Source organism: Vibrio coralliilyticus ATCC BAA-450, from assembly GCF_000176135.1.
GTDB lineage: Bacteria > Pseudomonadota > Gammaproteobacteria > Enterobacterales > Vibrionaceae > Vibrio > Vibrio coralliilyticus.
Genome location: NZ_ACZN01000014.1, coordinates 353855 through 373830, shown reverse-complemented (window position 1 = coordinate 373830; position 19976 = coordinate 353855). Strand labels below are relative to the sequence as shown.

The 19976-nt window shown below is 54.0% G+C and carries 20 protein-coding genes; 12 read left to right on the top strand and 8 right to left on the bottom strand.

Features of this window, described 5'->3' with window-relative positions:
- The first annotated feature begins 669 nt into the window (after positions 1-669).
- From VIC_RS26700 to VIC_RS07320, 4 genes are all read left to right on the top strand, one after another.
- A complete protein-coding gene (locus VIC_RS26700) occupies positions 670-1188 on the top strand; it encodes a hypothetical protein (protein ID WP_157622124.1) in 519 nt (172 codons plus the stop codon).
- A 733-nt stretch (positions 1189-1921) separates the two neighbouring features.
- Entirely contained in the window at positions 1922-4255 is a 2334-nt protein-coding gene (locus VIC_RS07330; protein WP_236612160.1) for an AAA family ATPase, read from the top strand.
- Positions 4256-4282: 27 nt separating this feature from the next.
- Positions 4283-5539, top strand: a complete 1257-nt coding sequence (locus VIC_RS07325; protein WP_006958792.1) for an S-methyl thiohydantoin desulfurase domain-containing protein — start codon at positions 4283-4285, stop codon at positions 5537-5539.
- Positions 5520-6278 (top strand): aspartate/glutamate racemase family protein, encoded by a 759-nt coding sequence (locus tag VIC_RS07320; protein WP_330217466.1) that lies wholly within the window; start codon positions 5520-5522, stop codon positions 6276-6278. Before VIC_RS07325 ends, VIC_RS07320 begins: the two co-directional genes overlap by 20 nt.
- Positions 6279-6315: 37 nt before the next feature.
- On the opposite strand, the gene VIC_RS07315 is transcribed toward VIC_RS07320, so the two are convergent.
- Positions 6316-6555 carry a hypothetical protein gene (locus VIC_RS07315; RefSeq protein WP_039951472.1) on the bottom strand — a complete coding sequence of 80 codons (240 nt, stop codon included), beginning with the start codon at positions 6553-6555 and terminating at the stop codon, positions 6316-6318.
- A 178-nt stretch (positions 6556-6733) separates the two neighbouring features.
- Between VIC_RS07315 and VIC_RS07310 the strand changes: the two genes are divergently transcribed.
- Both VIC_RS07310 and VIC_RS07305 read left to right on the top strand, forming a co-directional pair.
- Positions 6734-7462, top strand: a complete 729-nt coding sequence (locus VIC_RS07310; protein WP_006958788.1) for a hypothetical protein — start codon at positions 6734-6736, stop codon at positions 7460-7462.
- A gap of 348 nt (positions 7463-7810) precedes the next feature.
- The gene (locus tag VIC_RS07305; protein ID WP_039951471.1) at positions 7811-8188 is read left to right on the top strand and encodes a Rid family detoxifying hydrolase; all 378 of its coding nucleotides are present in this window, start codon (positions 7811-7813) and stop codon (positions 8186-8188) included.
- A gap of 27 nt (positions 8189-8215) precedes the next feature.
- Here the strand turns inward: VIC_RS07305 and VIC_RS07300 are convergent, their stop codons facing one another.
- Both VIC_RS07300 and VIC_RS27265 read right to left on the bottom strand, forming a co-directional pair.
- The gene (locus VIC_RS07300; protein ID WP_039951469.1) at positions 8216-8431 is read right to left on the bottom strand and encodes a DUF2798 domain-containing protein; all 216 of its coding nucleotides are present in this window, start codon (positions 8429-8431) and stop codon (positions 8216-8218) included.
- On the bottom strand, positions 8431-8730 hold the full coding sequence (locus VIC_RS27265; RefSeq protein WP_039951568.1) for a putative quinol monooxygenase: 300 nt from the start codon (positions 8728-8730) through the stop codon (positions 8431-8433). The genes VIC_RS07300 and VIC_RS27265 overlap by 1 nt, the downstream gene beginning before the upstream one ends.
- A gap of 97 nt (positions 8731-8827) precedes the next feature.
- Here VIC_RS27265 and VIC_RS07290 point away from each other — a divergent pair, with 97 nt between their 5' ends.
- Together VIC_RS07290 and VIC_RS07285 are read left to right on the top strand one after the other, a co-directional pair.
- The gene (locus tag VIC_RS07290) at positions 8828-9748 is read left to right on the top strand and encodes a LysR family transcriptional regulator (RefSeq protein ID WP_006958785.1); all 921 of its coding nucleotides are present in this window, start codon (positions 8828-8830) and stop codon (positions 9746-9748) included.
- A 120-nt stretch (positions 9749-9868) separates the two neighbouring features.
- Positions 9869-10084, top strand: a complete 216-nt coding sequence (locus VIC_RS07285; RefSeq protein WP_006958784.1) for a tautomerase family protein — start codon at positions 9869-9871, stop codon at positions 10082-10084.
- Positions 10085-10297: 213 nt separating this feature from the next.
- Here the strand turns inward: VIC_RS07285 and VIC_RS07280 are convergent, their stop codons facing one another.
- A complete protein-coding gene (locus tag VIC_RS07280) occupies positions 10298-10708 on the bottom strand; it encodes a BLUF domain-containing protein (protein ID WP_006958783.1) in 411 nt (136 codons plus the stop codon).
- A gap of 66 nt (positions 10709-10774) precedes the next feature.
- Here VIC_RS07280 and VIC_RS07275 point away from each other — a divergent pair, with 66 nt between their 5' ends.
- Positions 10775-12460, top strand: coding sequence for a sensor histidine kinase (locus VIC_RS07275; RefSeq protein WP_006958782.1), 1686 nt, complete (start codon positions 10775-10777; stop codon positions 12458-12460).
- A 7-nt stretch (positions 12461-12467) separates the two neighbouring features.
- On the opposite strand, the gene VIC_RS07270 is transcribed toward VIC_RS07275, so the two are convergent.
- From VIC_RS07270 to VIC_RS27015, 3 genes are all read right to left on the bottom strand, one after another.
- Positions 12468-13409 (bottom strand): hypothetical protein, encoded by a 942-nt coding sequence (locus tag VIC_RS07270; protein ID WP_162048698.1) that lies wholly within the window; start codon positions 13407-13409, stop codon positions 12468-12470.
- Positions 13410-13504: 95 nt separating this feature from the next.
- Complete coding sequence (locus VIC_RS07265) at positions 13505-15052, bottom strand: peptide ABC transporter substrate-binding protein (RefSeq protein ID WP_413788331.1); 1548 nt, start codon at positions 15050-15052, stop codon at positions 13505-13507.
- Positions 15045-15215: a hypothetical protein gene (locus VIC_RS27015; RefSeq protein WP_229630884.1), complete on the bottom strand. Its 171-nt coding sequence runs from the start codon at positions 15213-15215 to the stop codon at positions 15045-15047. Before VIC_RS27015 ends, VIC_RS07265 begins: the two co-directional genes overlap by 8 nt.
- A gap of 299 nt (positions 15216-15514) precedes the next feature.
- Between VIC_RS27015 and VIC_RS07260 the strand changes: the two genes are divergently transcribed.
- On the top strand, positions 15515-15742 hold the full coding sequence (locus tag VIC_RS07260; protein ID WP_157622120.1) for an H-NS family histone-like protein: 228 nt from the start codon (positions 15515-15517) through the stop codon (positions 15740-15742).
- Positions 15743-15751: 9 nt separating this feature from the next.
- Here VIC_RS07260 and VIC_RS07255 read toward each other — a convergent pair whose 3' ends face one another.
- Complete coding sequence (locus VIC_RS07255) at positions 15752-16537, bottom strand: substrate-binding periplasmic protein (RefSeq protein ID WP_006958778.1); 786 nt, start codon at positions 16535-16537, stop codon at positions 15752-15754.
- Between the two features lie 196 nt (positions 16538-16733).
- On the opposite strand from VIC_RS07255, the gene VIC_RS07250 reads away from it, so the two are divergent.
- Both VIC_RS07250 and VIC_RS07245 read left to right on the top strand, forming a co-directional pair.
- Positions 16734-17993: an EAL and HDOD domain-containing protein gene (locus tag VIC_RS07250; RefSeq protein WP_006958777.1), complete on the top strand. Its 1260-nt coding sequence runs from the start codon at positions 16734-16736 to the stop codon at positions 17991-17993.
- 152 nt (positions 17994-18145) lie between these two features.
- Positions 18146-19957 carry a methyl-accepting chemotaxis protein gene (locus tag VIC_RS07245; RefSeq protein ID WP_236612158.1) on the top strand — a complete coding sequence of 604 codons (1812 nt, stop codon included), beginning with the start codon at positions 18146-18148 and terminating at the stop codon, positions 19955-19957.
- The last annotated feature ends 19 nt before the right edge of the window (positions 19958-19976 follow it).

The window sequence follows — 19976 nt, the reverse complement described above, 5'->3', positions numbered from 1 at the left end:
GACAACGTTCGACCTCAAATAAAGCTTAATAACAAGGCGATGTGATGTGATTGTCGTTAAATCGAGGGGTTGAAACCGATCATAAGAGGCCCAGCTATGACGCCCATCCATATCAAGCAATGGACATCCCTTTCATTTTGTCTTCTTCTCAGCACGCCCATGGCGGTGCTCGCCAACGACACCGAGCCGTGGCAGGTTCAAGGGGAGTACTATGTCTTTGGAGCCGTGGCGGACACTGTTCAGCCTACAGGCGATCGAGATTCGGCCGCTGGATTGGCGAGATTGAGCGCGCAATGGGTTTCCAGTCCGACTGGCCAATTGCACATGACCATTGACCACCGACATGGATTAACGTCACTGCCTCCCAGTCAATGGCTTCCGGCCGCGTTAGGCGCGAGGAGTGTCATTGGCGCCCCTTTCAGTGATCAGGGGTGGCGGTTAACACATGCCTATTGGGATCAAACGGGGTGGTCGGGAAAGGTACATGCCATGGCGGGTTATCTCGATTCGACAGATTTCATCGATTTATATCCATATGGCAGCCCCTATTCCGGGTTCACAAACCTTCACTTCAGTACGGGATCTGGCACCATTGTTTTGCCTGACGAAGCCTCGATAGGGGGAATGATCCGCGACACGCTTTCGCCGCATTATTACCTTCAGTTAAGTGTGTCGGATGCGAGTGCTGATTCGAGCCATCCGTGGCAAAGAGCGGGTGACGTGTTTCATGATGGCCGGACATTTGAGGCGGTCGAATTGGGTTGGGTCGCAGATCCCGATCAGGCGCTGATGAACCAGTTTCATGTGACGGGATGGCAAAGTGATGGTGATGAGAGAGAGCGTGAACCTCAGGCGGGGATGAGTTTCTCCTGGACCGCGGCTCTGGGTGCTTGGACTCCGTTTCTCCGTGGGGGGATCGCGCACGGATCTCAAGTGTTGTATTCCACTTCAGTGGTGGCGGGTACTGGCTATGAGGGCATTGGATCTGGCGCTTTAGGTATGGCTGTGGGTTGGGGGCAAGCTAACGAGGATAAGGAGGTGGTTCGAAATGCGGAACTGTTTTATCGATTGCCGTTGGGGGCGTTGACGTTAACGCCTACGATCCAATACGTTGCCCCGTTGCGTGGCGAGGCTCTTGCCGGTCATTCTTGGATCATGGGGTTGCGTGCCCGTTTAGCGACGCCCTAAAAGAGCTGTGTTGGTGTCGAGAAGAAATGAGTGTTCACAAAATTGATTGAAAAATATGCAATCAGTTGTCTATATATCTCTACCCTGCAATATTGATAAAACAAATAGATGATGAGTTGCACATACTTGGTGTTACTGCCCGCCCGAGTGTGAAAAGGTGAACATTGTGGAATCAAGCAAAGGTCAGAGTGCAGGGAAGGTGCAGTTATGCCGTCAGAAGATCAAATCGCTGCGACAGTTGAACGGGTTTAGTCAAGAAGGGTTATCGCACGCGTTGTATGATGCCAATTGCCAAGTCTCGATCGCGACGGTTAAGCGTATCGAGACGGGAAAACCGGTCAGTTTTCGAATTGCAGGTCAAATGGCCAAATTCTTCGGGGCCAGTGTCGATGAGCTTATTGCCCGTCCCTCGGAGGAGGAGCTGGTACCGAAGGCACGCCCTAAGTCGGTCTGGTTGTACGTCATTTTTGCGTCCCCGAGGGGGCATGACCTAAGCGAACAGGATATCGGTGCGTGGCTCAAGGTGACGGGTCTGACGGTGATGGACAAGGTCGGTGGTTACTACATTGGTTACGACGCTGATAGCCAGACGTTGGAACGTCTACAACAATTGAGTCGGCATCAACGGCTCCCCCCTGGGGGAGGGCCGGTTAAGGTTGCGATCAAGAAAAGTGACCTGGTGATGGGACCTGATCATGGTGATCCGATCAAGAAACGCGATCTGGATGAATTGGTGTCGCTGGTACAGCTGTTGGGGCCGTGGAGTTGGGTTGTCGATGACGCCAGTATGGTGGCGTTGTCTCAGTGCTACGTTATTGAACGTATGTCGGTCCAGATCGCAACGGGTTATTGGTTGCTCCATTTAGGGGCCGACCTGACCACTCAATTGGTTGGCCGCCAAGCGGAGTGGCAACAGATGACACAAGTGTTGAGGGGAGAGAACCCAACTCGTCAACCGGTACAGTGTGTGCACATTCAAGGCGATCGAGGTGTGGGGAAGTCACATTTGATGCACGCTGTGGGTGAACACGTCATTGCGGCACTATCGGGACGTCGGATCACGGTGATGGCTCGTGAGCAGGTGGATTCACTGAGCGTGTTGGCCAAGCTGTTATTGTCGGCGCTGGCTTTGCCTGGCTGGGCGTCGACGTCAGAGCGTTCGGATGCAGCGCAACGCATAGGGTTGTCGATCAACGAGACTGAGCGACTACTGGTATTACTTGACGCCAAAGCGATGCCGAGAACTGAGCGTTTGGCGCTGCGCGTTGCCACAACGGATGCGAAATTGGTGCGACAGGTACTGAGTCAAACGCAGGTGAGGGTACTCGTGCTTGACGATGCGGAATGTGTGGATGGAGACAGTTGGCAAGTGATCCAACGTGCAATGGAACAAATGTCGGTGCCACCCAGATGCCTGATAGCCAGCGATCGGCCTCTGCCATGGGGGTTTTCTGATCGCTGGCACATCCAAGTGCACACCTTGTCACCGTTAACTCGAGAGGACACGACGAGTCTGGCTCAGCGCTGGGCGCCGAGTGCGGTGTCGGACGTCGTATTAGCGCAGTGTGTTGACATCTGTGGTGGCAATCCGGCGTTTCTGCGCCAACTCATCTTAGAAGCTCCCTTTGAGGCAGAACCGCTCGCTCCGTCGTATTCGTTTGTCGATCAGCAGCTGGAGCGTTTGACTGTCGAGCAAAAACGGGTGCTTTGGGCGGCTGTCGCCTGTGGCCCTTCCGTGGACAGTGACGTGATCCGTGCCACGTTTAGCTATGGGGACGCCGCGCTCGCGATCTTATGTCAAAGCTCGCTTCTTCGACGAGTGGAGTCAAACAGATACACGTTTCTGCATTCGACAGTGCATGCCTACCTCAAAGATCGTATCACGTCGCCTGTGTGGATTGATATCAACACACACTTGACTCAAGCGCTAGCGCCACGGCTGGATCAAGGAGGCACTCCTGCTGAGTGGCCGCTGCTGTACGCCCACTGTCTTGCACAGCAAGGGCAGCCGGCAAAGGCCTTCGAGCGTTATATGGAGATCGCACGAGGGCACAAAGATCAGGGGGAACTGCACCAAGCCATCACGACTTTGCAATGGGCGGAGTCGTCGTTGCAACTAGCGTACAGTTTGCGTCGGGAAATCAATTGGTTGCTGCTACTGGGGACGGTGTACAAGTCCCACTATGGTTGGTCGTCCCCACAGCAAAAGCGCGTGTTCGATCAACTGCAACGGGTGTGCGTGAAAAGCGCGCAGCAAGGTGGTTTGGGCAGTGTGTTTTTTCATCAATGGTTGGAAAAACTCATGGCGCTCGAGCTGGATGAAGCGTTGCGTCTGGCGAGCGTTATCCAACAACACGGTGTGACGATGGCGGATAGCTGCATTCAAGTGCATGGTTGGGCAGCGCAAGCCAATACGCACTTTTGGGCGGGCGATCTCGATGCGGCCATTGTTTGTGCGCAGCAAGCCCTTGATCTGCACCAAGTCCAGGACCATTCGCGAGATCTGCGTGAGTTTGGTCAAGATCCCCGAGTGGTAGCCACCTTGTTTTTGGTGCTGAGCTATTCCTTGAGGGGAGAGGCGCCGATAGCGCGGCGTCATTTGGTGGCGATGACGGATCTGGTGGCCTCCAGTGACAATGTGTTCAGTGAAGCGATCGGGGCGCAAGCCGCGTTGTTTTACTACTTCCATGCTGAGCAAGCGGAGGAGGTCGAATCGCGAGCAGAAGCCCTGTTGGCGCTCGCACAAAGATTTGAAATGCCGTTCTTTATTGGCATTGCGAAAGTCTTTTTAGGTTGGTCTCTGGGTCGACAAGGACAAGGTGAGTTGGGGCTAGCTCTACTGGCTGACGGATATCATCACTGGTTGGCCAAGTCCGGGCACCGTATGGGGCATTCATTGTACTGCTGCATGAGTGCAGAATTGAGGCTCAGCTCTAAGCAGCCGCATCGTGCTCGAGCGGTGTTGCAATCGGGTTTGCATTTTATGCGCAGTCACGGGGAGCTGACGTATCTTGATCGGGCGGAACGGCTCATGGTGTGGGTGAGAGGGGCACTGAACATCGATTAATTTTGTTAGAAATCAGGAGTGAGCAAGATGGAATTAGCACGAGAGGATTTGTTTGACATCGCCAGTGGCGCCACGCTGTTGGCCAGTGGAGGGGGCGGTTCGATTCAAACCGCGTATGCATTCATCCAGCAGATCCTAATGGCGGACCATGGTGTGCAATTGGTCGACATGCAGGCGCTTGAAGCGCAGGATCGAGGTGCGGTGGTGGCGGCGATGGGATCGCCCGAGAGTTTTGAAAAAATTGGGCTCAATGGGGCAGAAACTCGGGCACTATCGGTTTTGCAGCGCCGGCTGACGGAGCCTCTGACGTTTGTGGTGTCGGTAGAAACGGGGTCAAACTTGTTTGTTGCCATGTTGGCGGCGATTTCCAAGCGAGACGGGCCACTCAAGGTGCTGAATGCCGATGGGGCCAACCGCTCTGTGCCAACGTTGAGTTTATTAACGTTCAGCGAGTCGATTGCAGCGACCCCATTGGTGATCTTGAATGCCGCGGATGGGCCATTTAAGGGGGGACAATATCCGGGGGCGTTGACGTTGGACCTGACCCCAAACAGTACGCCTGTCGAGCAGGCGCAAATCGCTGAAATGACCTTGCGTCCCTTGTTGAGTAGCGTGGGTACGTTTGATGGCATTGCCGCGATTGCGGGTTGGGCGATGACAGCGTCAGAGGCACGTCAGGGGTTGATCGCAGACACGGTAACGCACTCTCGGGCTATCGGTAAGATGTTACGGCAAATTGCGCCGGACTGCCCTGATCCACTCGGGGCGTTTCGCGATGAATACACCCAAACTTTCGATCAGCCACTGACGCCATTGTTTGACAACACGCAACCTTGCCGGTTGGCTAAGATCTCCTCGCGATCGCAGGGGGGATTTGATTTCACTGTGCTCACCCTCGTCCAGCAGGATGACACTGGCGCCGAACGCACTCTCGTGGTCGTCAATCAGAATGAAAATTTGATTGTATGGGATACGCAATGCAGTCATCCATTAGGAATGGCGCCCGATCTGCTGTGTTTGATGGGGCGTCTTGAACCGCCGGTCATTAAGCGGATTGTGCAGCCTTTGTCCCCCGATGAGCGCGAGGCTGCGCAGGCGAATTTGCAGGGCTTCCATGGCCTATCTGTCGAAGATGTGGTGGAAGGGCAAGAGGTGTTTCTGTTCAGGTTGCCTGCCGCCCCAGCCTTGACGACGGGGGCTGAATTGGCGCGTTTCAACACCTTATTGCAATCTCTGGGCTACTTTGGCCCGAACCTAGCGACACATGCTCAACAAGGAGACTGACATGACTGAGCAACGACTATTGGTGATCATCCCCATTTCTGAAGCGGGGGCTCGCCCGTTCATCGAGGCATTCAAACGCGAGATCGAACCCATCCGTGCCCCTAACGTTCACGTCGACTATCAAGCGCTGGGGGATCGGGCTACCCCCTTCATTCAAAGTCGAGCGGCCGAATTGTGGGATGGCCGTGATATCGCTCGGGTGGCACTCGAAGCGGAACGCGATGGGTATGATGGATTGTTCATCAATTGCTTTGGGGAGCCAGCGGTGGAGGCGGTGAAGGAAATTGTCGACATTCCAGTGGTGGGGGGCTTTGCCCCTGCAATGATGAACGCCGCTATGGTCTCGAGCCGGTTTTCCATCGTGACCGTGGTCAGCTCTGTGGTGCCTATGTTGTGGGACTTGGCACGCCAGTGGGGCATGGCCAATCATTTGGCCTCTGTGCGCCAAGCGGGGATCCCAGTAGAGAAATTGGACAATAAAATCGAACTCCAACAGGCGTTGTTGGCACAAAGCCTTAGCGCGATCAGAGACGACCAAGCTGAGGCAATTGTGCTTGGGTGCACTGGGATGTTGGAAGTCAATCAGTGGCTCACGGACGCGTTGGAAGACGAACTGGGGCGTTATGTACCTGTCGTGGCCCCTGTCGGAGCGGCTATTGGTATGTTGCAGAGTTTGATGAGTAACCGACTGCGGGCGAGTCGTATTACTTACGAGCCCCCGACGGAATTCCCTCAATAAATGGGGAGAACTGAGGCGCCTAAGGGCGCCTCTTTTGTCACTTCATGGTGTAACTCCAGCACAGATCGCGTTCGGCATCAAACTTGGTCGCGAGTGACAGTTCGGCTTGTGTGGTGGTGAGATTGTGCAAGATGAGGTTGGCTTGTGTCATATCAAGCGCACACGAAGGGCATTGCTGATCCCACCACCTGACGAACTCTTGAGTGGTGAGGACACTGGCTGGGGTGGGATGGGCCTTGGCGTGTTGCTGAAGAAAAACGAGGGGATCAATACTCATGCGCAACCTCACATTCTGCGATAAAAAGATTGGGTGTACCTGTTATAAAGATAGTCCAGGATGGGTGGTTTGCTGGCGTCGAGTGGGAAACTGATACTGTATTGATACGGAGCGGCTACGTTACACAGTGCATAGTATAGGAACCCGGTGGGCAGTGTGACTAGTTAGGAGGCAGAATATGACCACTTATTCCGTTACGATTCGGTTAGATGCGGCCAGTATCGCCGCGCTTCAAGGGCATCAGTTACAGGTATTCAAAGGGGTGAAAGCGTGCGATCCCGATCAGGGGGTCTCGACGGTCTGGGCGACAGTCGATCGATTTTATCACCTGATCCATCTTTCCTGGCGCTCAGAATGCCACGGTTTTTTTCACGTCGGTTCCCTGCATGATGACGATGCCGTCGTGCCTACGTGGACAGAGCCTGTGCAACCGGGCGAGCTCCTGACCCTTGAAAAGGGGGCGCAGTTAACACGAACCGTCACGGGAGCACGTGATGCGTACACCTTGCTCAATCGCGTTGGGCGACCAGTGTGGTCGGGATTAATGAGTGCTATGAGAACATATCAACAGGGAGCTCGGCCAAGTCCGTTGTGTGTGTTTCCGCATCGAGATGGCGACACGCGTGTATTGGAATCGTACGAGAAGATTGTGCTGGTGTTCTCTCCCCAAAAACGCGCGGTGGGCACAGCGGTGAAGCAGTGCATTGCGCGGTCCGTGTCGTTGCACTTCTTTTCGTCGATCACTCACATATCGGTCGACTACTCTCATCAACGCGGCTGGGATACTTTGGGCAATCCGGTGGCCAAGCGTAACGGGATGAATCTATTGCTGGCACCGGAGTTGATTGTTCCCTCTTTTACGCAAGGGGTGTTCCCGGGGGATCTGGAATCCTTGACGTTACATTGAGGGAGCGTTGGGTCAGTGGCTTAATAAACCCTGTTAATGATAATTAAGTTTGCAGCCTAAGGGGGCGTTTCTAGGATGAAACGCCGCTCCAGCCCGAATCCTTCGTCTGAGCGCGAAGCGGACGGTCCCCCAGACTGAGGGGTACGGAGCCGTGATTAAGTTGACCACATCCTCAAGAGGGCTCGCTATGTTTACACTGGTCGTATTGATGCTTGGGGCCTTGCTGTGCCTAGCGAGTGTGTCTGATGTGCCAAGCGGTGTGTGCGCTGACAACCGCGACTGAGCCATGGTGTTGGTTGACCATCCCCGAGTCTTTGAGTGAACGAATTGTAACCAAGGAAACTGACCATGAAACTGACCTCGTCAAAACGGGCCCCGAAAGCGGTGGGCCCATACTCTCATGCCGCGATCCTCAGCAAGACCTTATGTGTCTCTGGGCAATTACCGCTCGATCCGAAAACGATGCACATGGTCTCAGAAGATGCCGCGGAGCAAGCCAAGCAGTGTTTAAAAAATGGTTTAGCGATTGTCGAAGACGCGGGGGGCACCAAAGCCCGTATCGCGAGGGTAGGCGTGTACGTGACCGACATGACAGACTTCGATCGCATTAATGGGGTGTATGAGGCTTTTTTCGGCTCTCATAAACCTGCCCGCCTGTGCGTTGCGGTTGCCGCGTTACCTTTGGCCGCTAAGGTCGAGATGGAGTTCATCGCCGACCTGTCCTAGGGCAGTGATACGGCCAGATCTCGTGGACTATCGAGGTCTGAGCAGCCGTGTTGTCATCCGTTGAACATATGGCCCTAGGCTGATGGCAATGGCCGCCGCGGCAGGCCAAGCACAGACGAAGGCTTTGCCCCATGCGGCGAAAAACGCTGGGGTCATGCCGAGATTGAGCCAAGTTACCCATAGGGTCATTAAGCTAGAGAGTAACAAAGACATCAAGACGCCAAAGACGATACGTTGTTTCATTAAGCCTCCGGCGACGTCAACGAGTAGTGTTTGTGTAGAGACTCGATCCGGGTCCAGCCTTGGGATAGGTATGCGCGGGTGTGCGCTTTGTGATAATGGGCGTCGAGGGCTGCCTCGCTATCCCAGCGCTCCCAGAGGGTGAAACGCGAGGGATCGGCGTGGTGGGCCAAGAATTCAAACGACACACAGCCCGGTTCCGTTAGGGTGGCTTGTGTCAGTTGACGCATGGCGGCTAACACCTCTTGACGGGGCCTCTCACTCGACAATACCAGTCCTGCCGTGACGTATAATGTGGTCATGCTGTTCTCCTGTTTCCTTGTGACGAAAAAAGCATAGTGAATTTCATAAATGATGAATATAATCCATTTATGAATTACTAATTCCATAAATGAAATCATGTTCGATGATATGGCGCTTTTTGTCCACATTGCTCAGTTGCGCGGGTTGAAATCGGCGTCCGCGGCCCTGGCGTTGCCCGCGGCGACAGTGACGCGGCGGCTGAAAAAGCTGGAGTCGGAGTTAGGGTGTCAGTTGATCCATCGTAGCGCCCGTCAATTTCGGCTCACGGCGGAAGGCCATGCGTATTACGCGGCTTTTGCTCCGTTGGTGGCCGACCTTGAGAAGACTCGCGATCGGATGAGCCAGCAGGTGGCGTCGTTAGCTGGCCCGCTGACGGTGCTGGCCCCGACCAACATTGCTTTGGGCTTTCTTCAGCCTCTATGGAGTGAGTTCCTGTCGGCGTATCCTGATGTGGTATTGGATCTCAAGCTCAACAACGACAACAAAGATGTGGTGCAGGAGCAAGCTGACATCGCGCTGCGTATTGGTCCCCAGCCCGACTCTGGGTTGTACCAAGTCGGGTTGGGGGCGATCCCCACATTACTGGTGGCGTCGCCTGCCTATTTGGCGAAAGCGCCTCCCTTGACCGCTTTGACGGATCTGAATCAACATCGCTGCATTACGGTGTCGCATTTGCCCGTTTGGCCGATGCAGCGCGTAGGGTTGGATCAGACAGAGGTGATCCGACTGCCGCGCGGCCTGCAAGTGGACGATATTCGTATGGCCTGTCTGTGGGCCCAAGACGGTTTGGGGATCGCGTTGCTGCCCGCAACAGAAGTGCTGAGCAGTTTGGAGTCAGAGACATTGGTGACACCTTTAAGTGAATGGGTTGGGCCGTCTCGCGACGTGTACTTGATTTGGCCAAGTGGCCAGCTTATGGGAGCGAAAGCCCAAGCCTTTAAACGATTCACGCAGCACTACATTCACAACGCCTTAGAGCCGATCCACCGGTGGGTGGCGAGTCACGGGTCACGGTAAGGGGCCTGGCCTGTGTGCCACGTAAGCGGGTGTGACCGTGGCACTTGCCGTCTGGAGGTATTCTCGGCATGATGGGGGCTTGTCCTTTTTCAAGAACTGGCGATCATCAAGGAGACGTGTATGCCTGTCGTGACGATTCAACAATCCCCTGGTCGGAGCAAAGCGCAAAAACAATTGCTGCTTCAGCGTATTACTGAAGCGTTCGAGGAAGCGTATGGCACTGCGCCAGAAGCAGTGACGGTCTTTTTTCAGAATTTCGACGAGGAGCATTGGGGGAAAGGTGGCCAGTTGCACGCGGATCGCGCGACGTCTCCCCAGAGCAACGTAAAGACGTAATGCATCATTACCGTGGTTAAAGAGTGTGTCGGCGCTCGAGAAACCGAACAAAGCCGAGGTTGGGTTATCACTGAGGGTCGCCCTCGGCCCCCGAACGTGATACCGTTCTGTAGCCGGAAAAAAACGGCACGTCTTATTGTTAACTGTGTGACTTACGCTGGCCATCGACTCCAAGGGCCAGCTTTTTTATTGGTCGAAGGCCTTGGACTGCCATCACACGGCGGTTTGGGCTTTGGAAAGGTCGTACAGCAATACCGCGGCTTGTTTGACCGTGAGTGCGGTCGGATCAAAGCTGTCCATGTTGAGTGTTTGCATGTGGCTTTGCAACGTTTCGCTGCTGCCTGCGTAACCCATATCCCACTGACCAAAGGCACGTTTCTCGATCGACTGCACACCCATGATGGTGACATCATGGTGGCGCTCATCTCGACCTATGGTCAAGAACAAGTCGGTGACCTCGGTGGGCTCGCCTTCTAAAATTTGCAAGAAATACTCGTTGTCGTAGCACAGCATGCCGGTCACATCCCGGCGGCCGTTGTTCTTGCGAGCCACGTCTAAAATGCCTTTCAGATCCATCATGGTCATCTCACTGGAAGCCACACTGTAATAAAGTAATCGAATCATAGTTGTCCTTATGCATAGATGTGCACTACCGTTATAGTAGTCTCAAATTCGCCAGAAGGACAAGTCGTGACCGAACTCTTAGTGGTTTCCCAACGTGATGAAAAGCCAGCGTATTTCAGCCAGTTGAACGGGGAAGATACCGCAGACCTCAAGCAGGTTAAAGCTTGGCTTAGATCGCGTAATGTAGGTGTAGTGGTGGTGGACATGGAGGCGCAGACCGAGCGTTATGTGGCGGATCTGGTGCCATTTGTGCGTAAGAATCTCAAGAACCACTTTGTTGCTCTGTGGGTGGTCGCTGAATCGGGAGCGGCGTTTTCTGATGTTGATCGCATTGTGGAGCCTGCGTTGTTTTTTCAGCCTGATCTGCAGAACGACATCGAGCGAGAGCTGCGTAAGCAACGGGCGATCAGTAAAGCTTTGGGACAGCAGAAGGGGTATTTGAAGCTGCTGGCGAAAATCAATAAGTTCAACCGGAGCAATGTATCGCCTAATCAGGTGTTGGCTGAGTTTGTCAATGAGTTGAACGCGTTTTGTGGAGCCCGACAGACCTACGTGTTGCGTCAGTCCAAAGATCCCGACGATACTCTGATGGCTTACAAAGCCCTGCCTGAGGGCAAACTACAACGCAGCGAACTGGCGGCAGAGGTGACGACCCTATGGCAGTCTTACCTGACGTTGACGAAGCCGGACATTAAGTTTGCTGAGCAGGAGGCACAGCCCCATGCGTTGGTATTTCCTGTTTGGGTGCTCGATAAGCACTCCTGTACAGTGATTTGTCAGGTGGATCAGGCGGAAGCGGCGAAGTTTACCTTTTCAAAAATCAAAGTGTTAGAGGAGGCTGCGGCGCAACTGAAGATCATCTTGGAGAACATGGAGTCTCAGCGTCGCATGAAACAGCACTACCAGCGACTCAAATCCTCGCTGGCGGAACTCAGTATGGCCAAAGAGCAGTTGGTGCATTCTGAGAAAATGGCCAGCTTAGGCCGTTTGACGGCGGGGATCGCCCATGAGATCAACAATCCGCTCGGGATTGCATTGGGGAACTTTACCCCCCTTAGCGATTACGCGGAGGCGATGATGAAGCTCATCGCCATGCACGATGAGTTCATTGGCAATCTGGCGGCATCGGGCCAAGCGGACGTCCCGGACCAAATTGCGGACTACAAAAAGGAAAAAGACGTCTCCTTTATTCTTGAGGACTTGTCATCGGTGATCGCCGACTCGCGCGCGAGTTTGCTGCGTGTCAAAAGCATTGTATCCGATTTGAGCAGTTTATCCCAAGGGGTGCAATCGGAGCGTGAAACGTGCAAGCTCAAGCTGATTTGCGACGAAGTCATTAAACTCCATTTCTATGAAAACGAACGTCAGCCTCGGATTGACAATTTGGTGCCTGAAGACGTGGTGATCCACACCAACCCTGCGCTATTGACTCAGGCGCTTGGGAACCTTCACGCCAATGCATTGGAGGCTCTGCAAGGTGGTGATGAGGAGGCGGTGATCACGTATCGATGTGATGGAGAGCCGGGCCGAGTCATATTGACGGTCGCCGACACTGGAGTGGGGATCGCCCCGGACGATTTGCACCGAGTCCTCGATCCCTTTTTTACGACTAAACCGTTGGGGGATGGTCGGGGTATGGGGTTGACGGTGGCATTCAATGTGATCCACGGTCTCGGAGGGGAGTTGACCCTGGCCAGTCAGGTCGGGGAAGGCACGCAAGTCATGTTGTCTCTCCCGACTGACCACACCTAAGTTGGTGTTACATCGGGTCGGCATTGACAACGGGCATCGGGCGGTGCATTGCTCGATTGATGAGCGACATCAGCGTCTGACTGTAGGAGGTGTCTTCTTCGGCGAATGAGGCGGCAAGCACCCCGTCTGGATGCAACGACGGCAGAGTCCGTATCTGCAAGACCTGGCAGCGGTGATGAGGACTTAACGCGACGTGAAACAAGGCGGCGCCTTCAAGGAGCAACTGGCGATAATACTGGACGACCGTTTGTTCAATCAGGCTCAGCTCGGCTTGACTTAACCCATTGACCAAGGTCAAGGGTGTGACGGATTCACGAAGGGTGGAAGACGCGTTATACAGGGTCATTGCCGTGGGGTCGAGGCGCAAGTCATGCACCACCACCTGATACTGATTGAGGTAAGTGCGATGGGGTTGCACCATGACAGCGCGTTGCCCGTCTAAGTGCTGCGAGAGGTAACGATGAAATTGCCGCGCATTCTTGATGTTGGTTTTATTGCCGAGCGGGTCGGGCGATGAGATCGGCACCAAATCGAGCGTTTTGCTGCGTAAATACTCGGTGAGTTGTTGATAATCCGGAGTGTCGTCTTGCGGTTTGAGCAGCATGTGTTCGGAGTAGGTGGCGTGGCAGCCGTAATGCACCAGATCCAACAATGCAGGATGGTAGCAAATCGTACTGGCACATCGCCCACTGCCAACATAAGGCAGTTGCAGCCAGTCACACAATCCCTGGAGCTGACCGTCTTCAAAAAACTGGCCCTGAGCGGCAATGACCAGCACGGATAGGGCGTCCATCGACAGTCGCTGAATCAATTGGTGATTGTCTCCGTCAATAAGTACCGTGTCGTATTTCAAGTCGTCGAGGGTACGCTGAATATGAAGGTGAGCCGGGGGATCGCCGGCCGACTCATTGTGACGCTGACGAGAAGAATACAGAATGCCAATGTGCATGAAGGTCTCCTGAAGAGTGGGAAGCCAAGCTGGTGACCAGTTGCTTTCCTGGTAAGGTTGATGATAACGGGATGTGATCATAGATGCTGCTTGAATTAGGGATCGTTCGAGGCGCCTGATACCCACTGGAGGCGGAACAAATTCTGGCTCGACATCGGGCCTGCTTGTCGGGGCAGCAGGCCTTGGATTTCCGGTGAGACTAAGTGGGCGCGAACGGGGAAAAATAGCGGGGCGATGGGCATAGCGTCCAGGAGATAGTGTTCCGCTTGGCGGTACCCTTCGCGACGTTCTTCGTCGTTGTGACTGTGGTTGGCGGCTACCACTAACGCGTCATAGTGGGGATCGGCAAACTGATGGCCGCCTAAGTTGCCGCTTTCTAGGTAGCTGAGCATGGCACTGGCATCGTTGTAGTCCGCGCACCACGCGGACCGAGCAACGTCGTAGTCCCCCTGGGACATTGTGGACAGGTACGCTTTCCACTCTTGATTTTGAAGGTGTACCTTGATCCCAAGAACGTGATGCCACATTGAGGCCACGGCGATCATCACTTTTTTGTTGGTGTCAGAGGTGTTGTAGAGCACGGTGAACTCTAACGGATGTCGCTGGTCAACCCCGGCTTCCTTGAGCCATTGCCGGGCTTGGGTCTCCCTTTGCGCTTGGCTCAGGGTCGCGTACTCAGGAACCCAAGGCGTGTACCCGGCGATGTGATCAGGCACGAAGGTGTAAGCAGGTGTCTGGCCTTGGCGAAGCAGTCGTTCGGTGATGACATGGCGATCGATCGCCCAAGATAAGGCTCGCCGTACGCGGCGGTCATTGAAAGGCGCTCGCTGGGGGTTAAATTGTAGAAATTCCGTACAAAGTGCGGGTTGGACCCATAGTTGTTTGGGGCGTTCGTGCAAAAGACGGGTGAAGTGTTCGATGGGCACGGTGGAGGTCACATCGATTTCCCCGGTCAAGAAACGAAATAATTCGGAGGTGGGATCCTCTAAAGAGAGGTAGCGGACGCGATCGATGGCGGTATGGATATTGTCCCAGTAGTAGGGATTACGCGTGAGATCAATCGCTTCATTGACCGTCCAGTGGTGTAATTGGTACGCGCCGTTGGAGACCAAGTGTTCGGGCTGTGTCCAACGGTCGCCATACTGTGTCACTGTGGCCATATGAACAGGCAGTAGGGTTGTATGGGCGAGGGTCGCCAAGAAATAGGGGGTCGGGGCATCGAGTGTGATCACGAGCGTGAAGGGGTCGGGGGCACTGACGCCCAGTGTGTCTGGATTGGCTTTGCCTTGTGCGATGGCGTGGGCATTGCGGATATGGGCAAGCGAGAGATACCAAGCGTAGGAAGACGCAGTCTGAGGGTCGACAGCGCGGCGAAAGCTGTACACGAAGTCGGTGGCAGTCACGGGATCTCCATTGGACCAACGCGCATTGTGTCTAAGAGAGAACCGGTATCGTTGATGGGCCTCGTGGGACCAGCTTTGTGCGACACCGGGCACGATTTCCCCTGAGGGGCTGAGCCGGACTAAGCCTTCAAACAGGTCTCGTAAGATACGACTTTCTGGGACACCTTGAGCCTTATGTGGATCCAGAGTCGCGACTTCGGTCCCGTTACCGAGTGTGAGGGTTTGTGGGGTGTCAGCCAAGGAGGGCAGCGGTGAGGCTGTGGCCGTTACGCTGACCCACCCACTGACGCATAATAGCAGCAAAGCGAGCTGTGTCATGGGATCTCCTGGCATCGATGGCAACCCAAATAGGCAGTGGGTGTGTCAACCCACCGCCTAGGGTTTTGGCAATACTATGGTTCATACTGCGAACAACCTTACTCATCTGGTGGGGGCCAGGAGTAAGGAGAGGAAGTGTTCGCGAGACACAAGCTAACCCGAGGAAGACGAAAGCGGGAGTTATTAGCGTTTATTAATCGCACCAAGGTCAGTTTTTAACGCACTATAACTAAATGGTTTGACAGTCACGAAGAAATCTTGCTTACCGGGCGAGAAGGGCGAATAACCTATAATAATGTTTAATAACTCCATCCTTTGAGTGGAAAGGGCAGGCTGGTGACAACGCATGGTTGGGAACAGTAAGGAGCATGGATGTCGAATCAGTTGGCGACATTACGGCACGTACGTCGTTTGCGAGCGTGTCTTCGCTCGCTATCACTTGAAGAATTGGAGGTGGCATTGAGCAATCTTCAGACGGTGGTGCAAGAGCACCGCACGCGCGAGCGAGAAGCGGCGCTGGCGTCGATTGTTGAACGCATCAGGTGCAGCGGATTGAGTGTTGATGAGATCCTCACGGGGCTGAAAGCGTTGACGTCCCGCTCGGCTGAGTAGCACGCAGGGCTACTGTTTTTGGCAAGACTGTCGGTTGAGTAATGCACGATAGCAACCACTGGTGATAAGGCGTTGAAGGCCTTGCTCAAACACGTGGCTCAACTCTTGCCCGAAAGCATTGTGGTGAAATAGGACGTGCATGGGTTCTTCCAGAACGGGGTGAGGATCACGTTGCACGCTGGGGGCGTGCTCACGAAAGACCTTCGCCACCCAATAAGCCCCCACCCGCTCTTCGGCGGCGATGAGATCCACTCGGCCATGGTAGAGCTTTTGAAAATTCTCGCGCTGATCCATGGAGGGCAGAGTGGTGACGTCGTGGCGATGCAGCCGCTTCGTCACCGTGTAGCCGCCCACAGACCCAATTCGATAGGCGGCGAGATCGGCGAAGGTTTGCCAGTGCAACGGTGTGCTTTGACGATGAAAGAACACGGTTCGAGTGTGGTTGATTGGGCTTGGTGAAACGAGCAGATCGGATGAGTGGATTTCAGAACGGTACCACGGAAACGTGGCGTGATACTTACCTCGATCGACGAGTTTTAAGCTTCGCCCCCACGGGAAGTAATGAAAGTGGACCTGATAACCGGCGTGTTCAAAAATGTCTTGGATGATCGGTTCAAGCAACCCTCCCTGCCCGTGCGTCGAGGTGTAAGGGGGCCACTCTCCTATAGCGAAATAAAGGGGGCGATGCGGGTACTGTGCGTGACTGGGAAGTGCGCACAACAGCAACCACAGCGGACGCCAATAAACGAGTTGCCAGAGGCGATACAGCGCAAGGTAAAGGGAACGAGGGGACACCGGCTATTCCTTCAAAGTTGGGCAAGAGGATAATGGTTATCTATAATACTATCAATATAGCTTAGGGGATATAAATAGGGTGTGCAAAACCAGACTTGGTGAGTGGCGATGATGCTCGAACACCAAGCAGGCGTCCGTGGGCAGCATGTTGACGCAAACACACTATACTTTAGTGATACTTGCTATGGAGTGCACCATGAATGCAACGTCCCCGACAGCGCGCTCGACCGAAGCGTGCCACCCTGCTGCCTGTTCCATGGTGGCGAGACAACCTATTCTTGACATCGAACGCCAGCTGGTGGCCTATGAACTGCTGTACCGCGGAGGTAGTGACAACCAGTTTCCGGTAGGGGTTCGCTCAGAACATGCCACCTTGCAGATTTTAGCGGAGCAGTTTTTGACCTATCAAAGCCGGACTTTGGAGGGGCAAAAGGGGTTTGTCAATTTTGACTACAACAGTCTGTTGGCGGGTGTTCCGCTGGACTTTCCTAACGAAGAAATCGTGATTGAAGTTCTGGAAACCTGCCCGCCCGATGATGCGTTGTTTGCGGCACTGACAGAGCTCCACGCTCAAGGTTATACGCTGGCATTGGATGATTTTCATCCTAGCCAGGCTTGGGAGCGCTTTTACCCGTTGGTTGACATCATCAAAATTGATGTCCAGATGATGCCATTTGAGGAGTGTGCTCGATGGATTGCGACGCTCAAGAGTACGGCGATCGTCTTCTTAGCGGAAAAAGTGGAGACTTACGAGGAGTTTGCGCGCGCTCAGCAGTGTGGTTTTGAGTTATTTCAGGGATATTTCTTTCAAAAACCCGAAGTGATTTCGCGCAAGAAGGTGTCGGCGTCAACCATTGACCTGTTCAAACTGTCCAACTTAGTGGCGAAGCGGGAAATCGATCATGCGGCGATCAATGACGTGATTTCGCGCAACCCAGTGTTTTCGGTGCAATTACTGAATTTTGTCAACAACAGTGCGTTGCTGCGCACCCCGATCCGCTGCATTGAGCAGTCGCTCCATTATCTGGGGGACGATCGTATCCGCAAGTTTGTGTCCTATACCATAGTGTCGGCTTTGGCGCCGGGCAAACCGGATATCTTGTGCAAGCAGTCGTTGGAGCGTGCCAAATGTTTAGAAAGTCTGGTGCATGAAGTGGGTGAAACGAGTGTTTCGGAATCGGCGTATTTGTGTGGGTTGCTGTCATTGATTGACGGCATGCTCGACATGGCGATTGAGGACGTGCTGTCGCACTTGCCGGTGGCGCCCGTGATTGAAGAGGCGTTGGTGGCCAGATCGGGCCAATTGGGCATGTGTTTGCAGATCATCGAAGCCATTGAACGTTCTGACTGGCGTTCTTTAGAGCGTGTGCGGTTGGCGATGAGCTTAGAATATGCGCAGATCCTGAGTTGCAGCCAGTCATCTAAAGAATGGGTGAACGACGTACGCAGTGCCTAGAGGGATACTATGAAATCAGTTTGACATTCGAACATTTTCTGTTAACACTTAACCTATGGACGTCACAGGAGCATCCTCTTGCTATCGGCGTCTTGCACGGGAGACACTGGCTAGATCTCAGCGACACCTACTCACAGAAGTAGCGGCTGACTTTGAGCGCCAGATCCACTGACAATGCGCCACAAGAGCGTGAAGGGTGGGTCCATTTGGCGTGTATCACTCACGGTAGAGTGTGGCCACGTGTATACGATGGCCCCGCAAAGGGGAAAATGATGCTAACAAAACTCAATATTGGTCAAAAAGTCTTTCTGATGGGGGCGGCGCAGCTGCTGATCATGGTGGTGATGGGCTGGTATGCACTCAGTCAAATGAATAAGATCGGCAACGAGCTGGTCGAGATCGCCGAAGAAGACATTCCTTTGATGAAAAAACTCACAGTGATCACTGAGCACCAGCTCGAACAAGCCATCTATTTTGAACGCGCGATGGTCAAAGCGATTCGGTTAGAGCAAGGTTTGGGCTCCAAAGACGCGTTTATCCAATACAAAAACAAGGTGCACGATTTGACGCTCAAAACCGAAGCGGAAATTATCGATGCAGAGCAGTTCATCAAAGATGTGATGCCACTGCTGCACTCCCCGGCAGCGAAAGCCGCGTTTCAAGATATTCTGATGAAACTCGAACAGGTTGAGAGCGCGTACGATACCTTGCTGTCACAAGTCGACGCGGTGCTCTTGTTGGGTGAGCAGGGCCGCATCGATGAGATGCTGACCCAATCGGTGCAGGTTGAGGCATTAGAAGACCAGCTGGATCGGCAGTTGATTGCTATTCTAGAGCAGATCCAAGATTTCACGCTTGCCAGCGCACGGCAAGCGGAAGCCGATGAAAAGCACGCCATCCAAGGCATGACGGTGTTGCTTGTCGCCTCAGTGGTCTTGAGTATTTTATTGCCATTGATGGTCACTCGCGCGATACGCAACCCAATCTTGACGTTGATCGAGCGCCTTCAACAAGTGGCAGACGGTGACGGTGATTTAAGAGTACGCCTTGATGCGACGCATCGCGATGAGACTGGGAAAGTGGCGGGCGCGTTCAACCAATTCTTGTCGGTACTGACAGGAACGCTGGAAAGCATCCATACGCAAACCCATCAATTGGGCCAGTCGTCGCAGTCGGCTAAAGACTCGATGCAGCGTATGCTGTCGAACGTAGAGCAGCAGCGCAGTGACATTGAACAAGTGGCGACGGCGATCACACAGATGCACTACACGACGCAGGAAGTGGCCACCAGTACGGCCAATGCCTCGTCGGTCACTGATCAAGTCAAACAGCGGGTGATGGATGGTCAACGTGACGCGGTCGCGACACAGTCGGTCATCCAGTCGTTGGCCGACGAAGTCTCCACCTCCTCGACGGTGATAGAAAACTTGGTGGCTGAGACCAACAACATTGGGCAGGTATTAGAGTCTATCCAAGGCATTGCTGAGCAAACTAACTTGTTGGCATTGAACGCGGCTATTGAAGCTGCGAGGGCGGGGGACACGGGTCGCGGGTTTGCGGTGGTGGCAGACGAAGTCCGTGTGCTTGCGCAGCGCACTCAGGTGGCTACCGTGGATATCCAAGAATTGGTGGAGCGCCTGAAAACCGAAGCGCAAAACGCCATCACCAGCATGCAGCGCGGTAACGATACCGCGAGAGTGTGCTTAGAGAAGAGCTCAGAGGCGGCGGCAACCTTTTCTGATGCGGCAGAAGCGGTCGGACAAATCGCCAGTTTGAATCTGCAGATCGCGACGGCTGCCGAAGAGCAATCCTCTGTTGCGAATGAAATCAACAGCAACCTCGAGAGCATTCGCATGATGGCCGAGCAGACGGCCACGGAAACCCACAATACCGCTGACGAGAGTGAAGCGATCGCTGGAGGGGTGGACGACTTGTATATGAATATCCGCAAGTTCCAGATCTGACAAGGGTTATTTATCCTTA

What these genes read in the sequence shown, in the direction of transcription:
- VIC_RS07325 (WP_006958792.1), top strand. Translation starts at nt 4,283, where the DNA reads ATGGAATTAGCACGAGAGGATTTGTTTGACATCGCCAGTGGCGCCACG.
- VIC_RS07320 (WP_330217466.1), top strand. Translation starts at nt 5,520, where the DNA reads ATGCTCAACAAGGAGACTGACATGACTGAGCAACGACTATTGGTGATC.
- VIC_RS07315 (WP_039951472.1), bottom strand. Translation starts at nt 6,555, where the DNA reads ATGAGTATTGATCCCCTCGTTTTTCTTCAGCAACACGCCAAGGCCCAT.
- VIC_RS07310 (WP_006958788.1), top strand. Translation starts at nt 6,734, where the DNA reads ATGACCACTTATTCCGTTACGATTCGGTTAGATGCGGCCAGTATCGCC.
- VIC_RS07305 (WP_039951471.1), top strand. Translation starts at nt 7,811, where the DNA reads ATGAAACTGACCTCGTCAAAACGGGCCCCGAAAGCGGTGGGCCCATAC.
- VIC_RS07300 (WP_039951469.1), bottom strand. Translation starts at nt 8,431, where the DNA reads ATGAAACAACGTATCGTCTTTGGCGTCTTGATGTCTTTGTTACTCTCT.
- VIC_RS27265 (WP_039951568.1), bottom strand. Translation starts at nt 8,730, where the DNA reads ATGACCACATTATACGTCACGGCAGGACTGGTATTGTCGAGTGAGAGG.
- VIC_RS07290 (WP_006958785.1), top strand. Translation starts at nt 8,828, where the DNA reads ATGTTCGATGATATGGCGCTTTTTGTCCACATTGCTCAGTTGCGCGGG.
- VIC_RS07285 (WP_006958784.1), top strand. Translation starts at nt 9,869, where the DNA reads ATGCCTGTCGTGACGATTCAACAATCCCCTGGTCGGAGCAAAGCGCAA.
- VIC_RS07280 (WP_006958783.1), bottom strand. Translation starts at nt 10,708, where the DNA reads ATGATTCGATTACTTTATTACAGTGTGGCTTCCAGTGAGATGACCATG.
- VIC_RS07270 (WP_162048698.1), bottom strand. Translation starts at nt 13,409, where the DNA reads ATGCACATTGGCATTCTGTATTCTTCTCGTCAGCGTCACAATGAGTCG.
- VIC_RS27015 (WP_229630884.1), bottom strand. Translation starts at nt 15,215, where the DNA reads ATGAACCATAGTATTGCCAAAACCCTAGGCGGTGGGTTGACACACCCA.
- VIC_RS07250 (WP_006958777.1), top strand. Translation starts at nt 16,734, where the DNA reads ATGAATGCAACGTCCCCGACAGCGCGCTCGACCGAAGCGTGCCACCCT.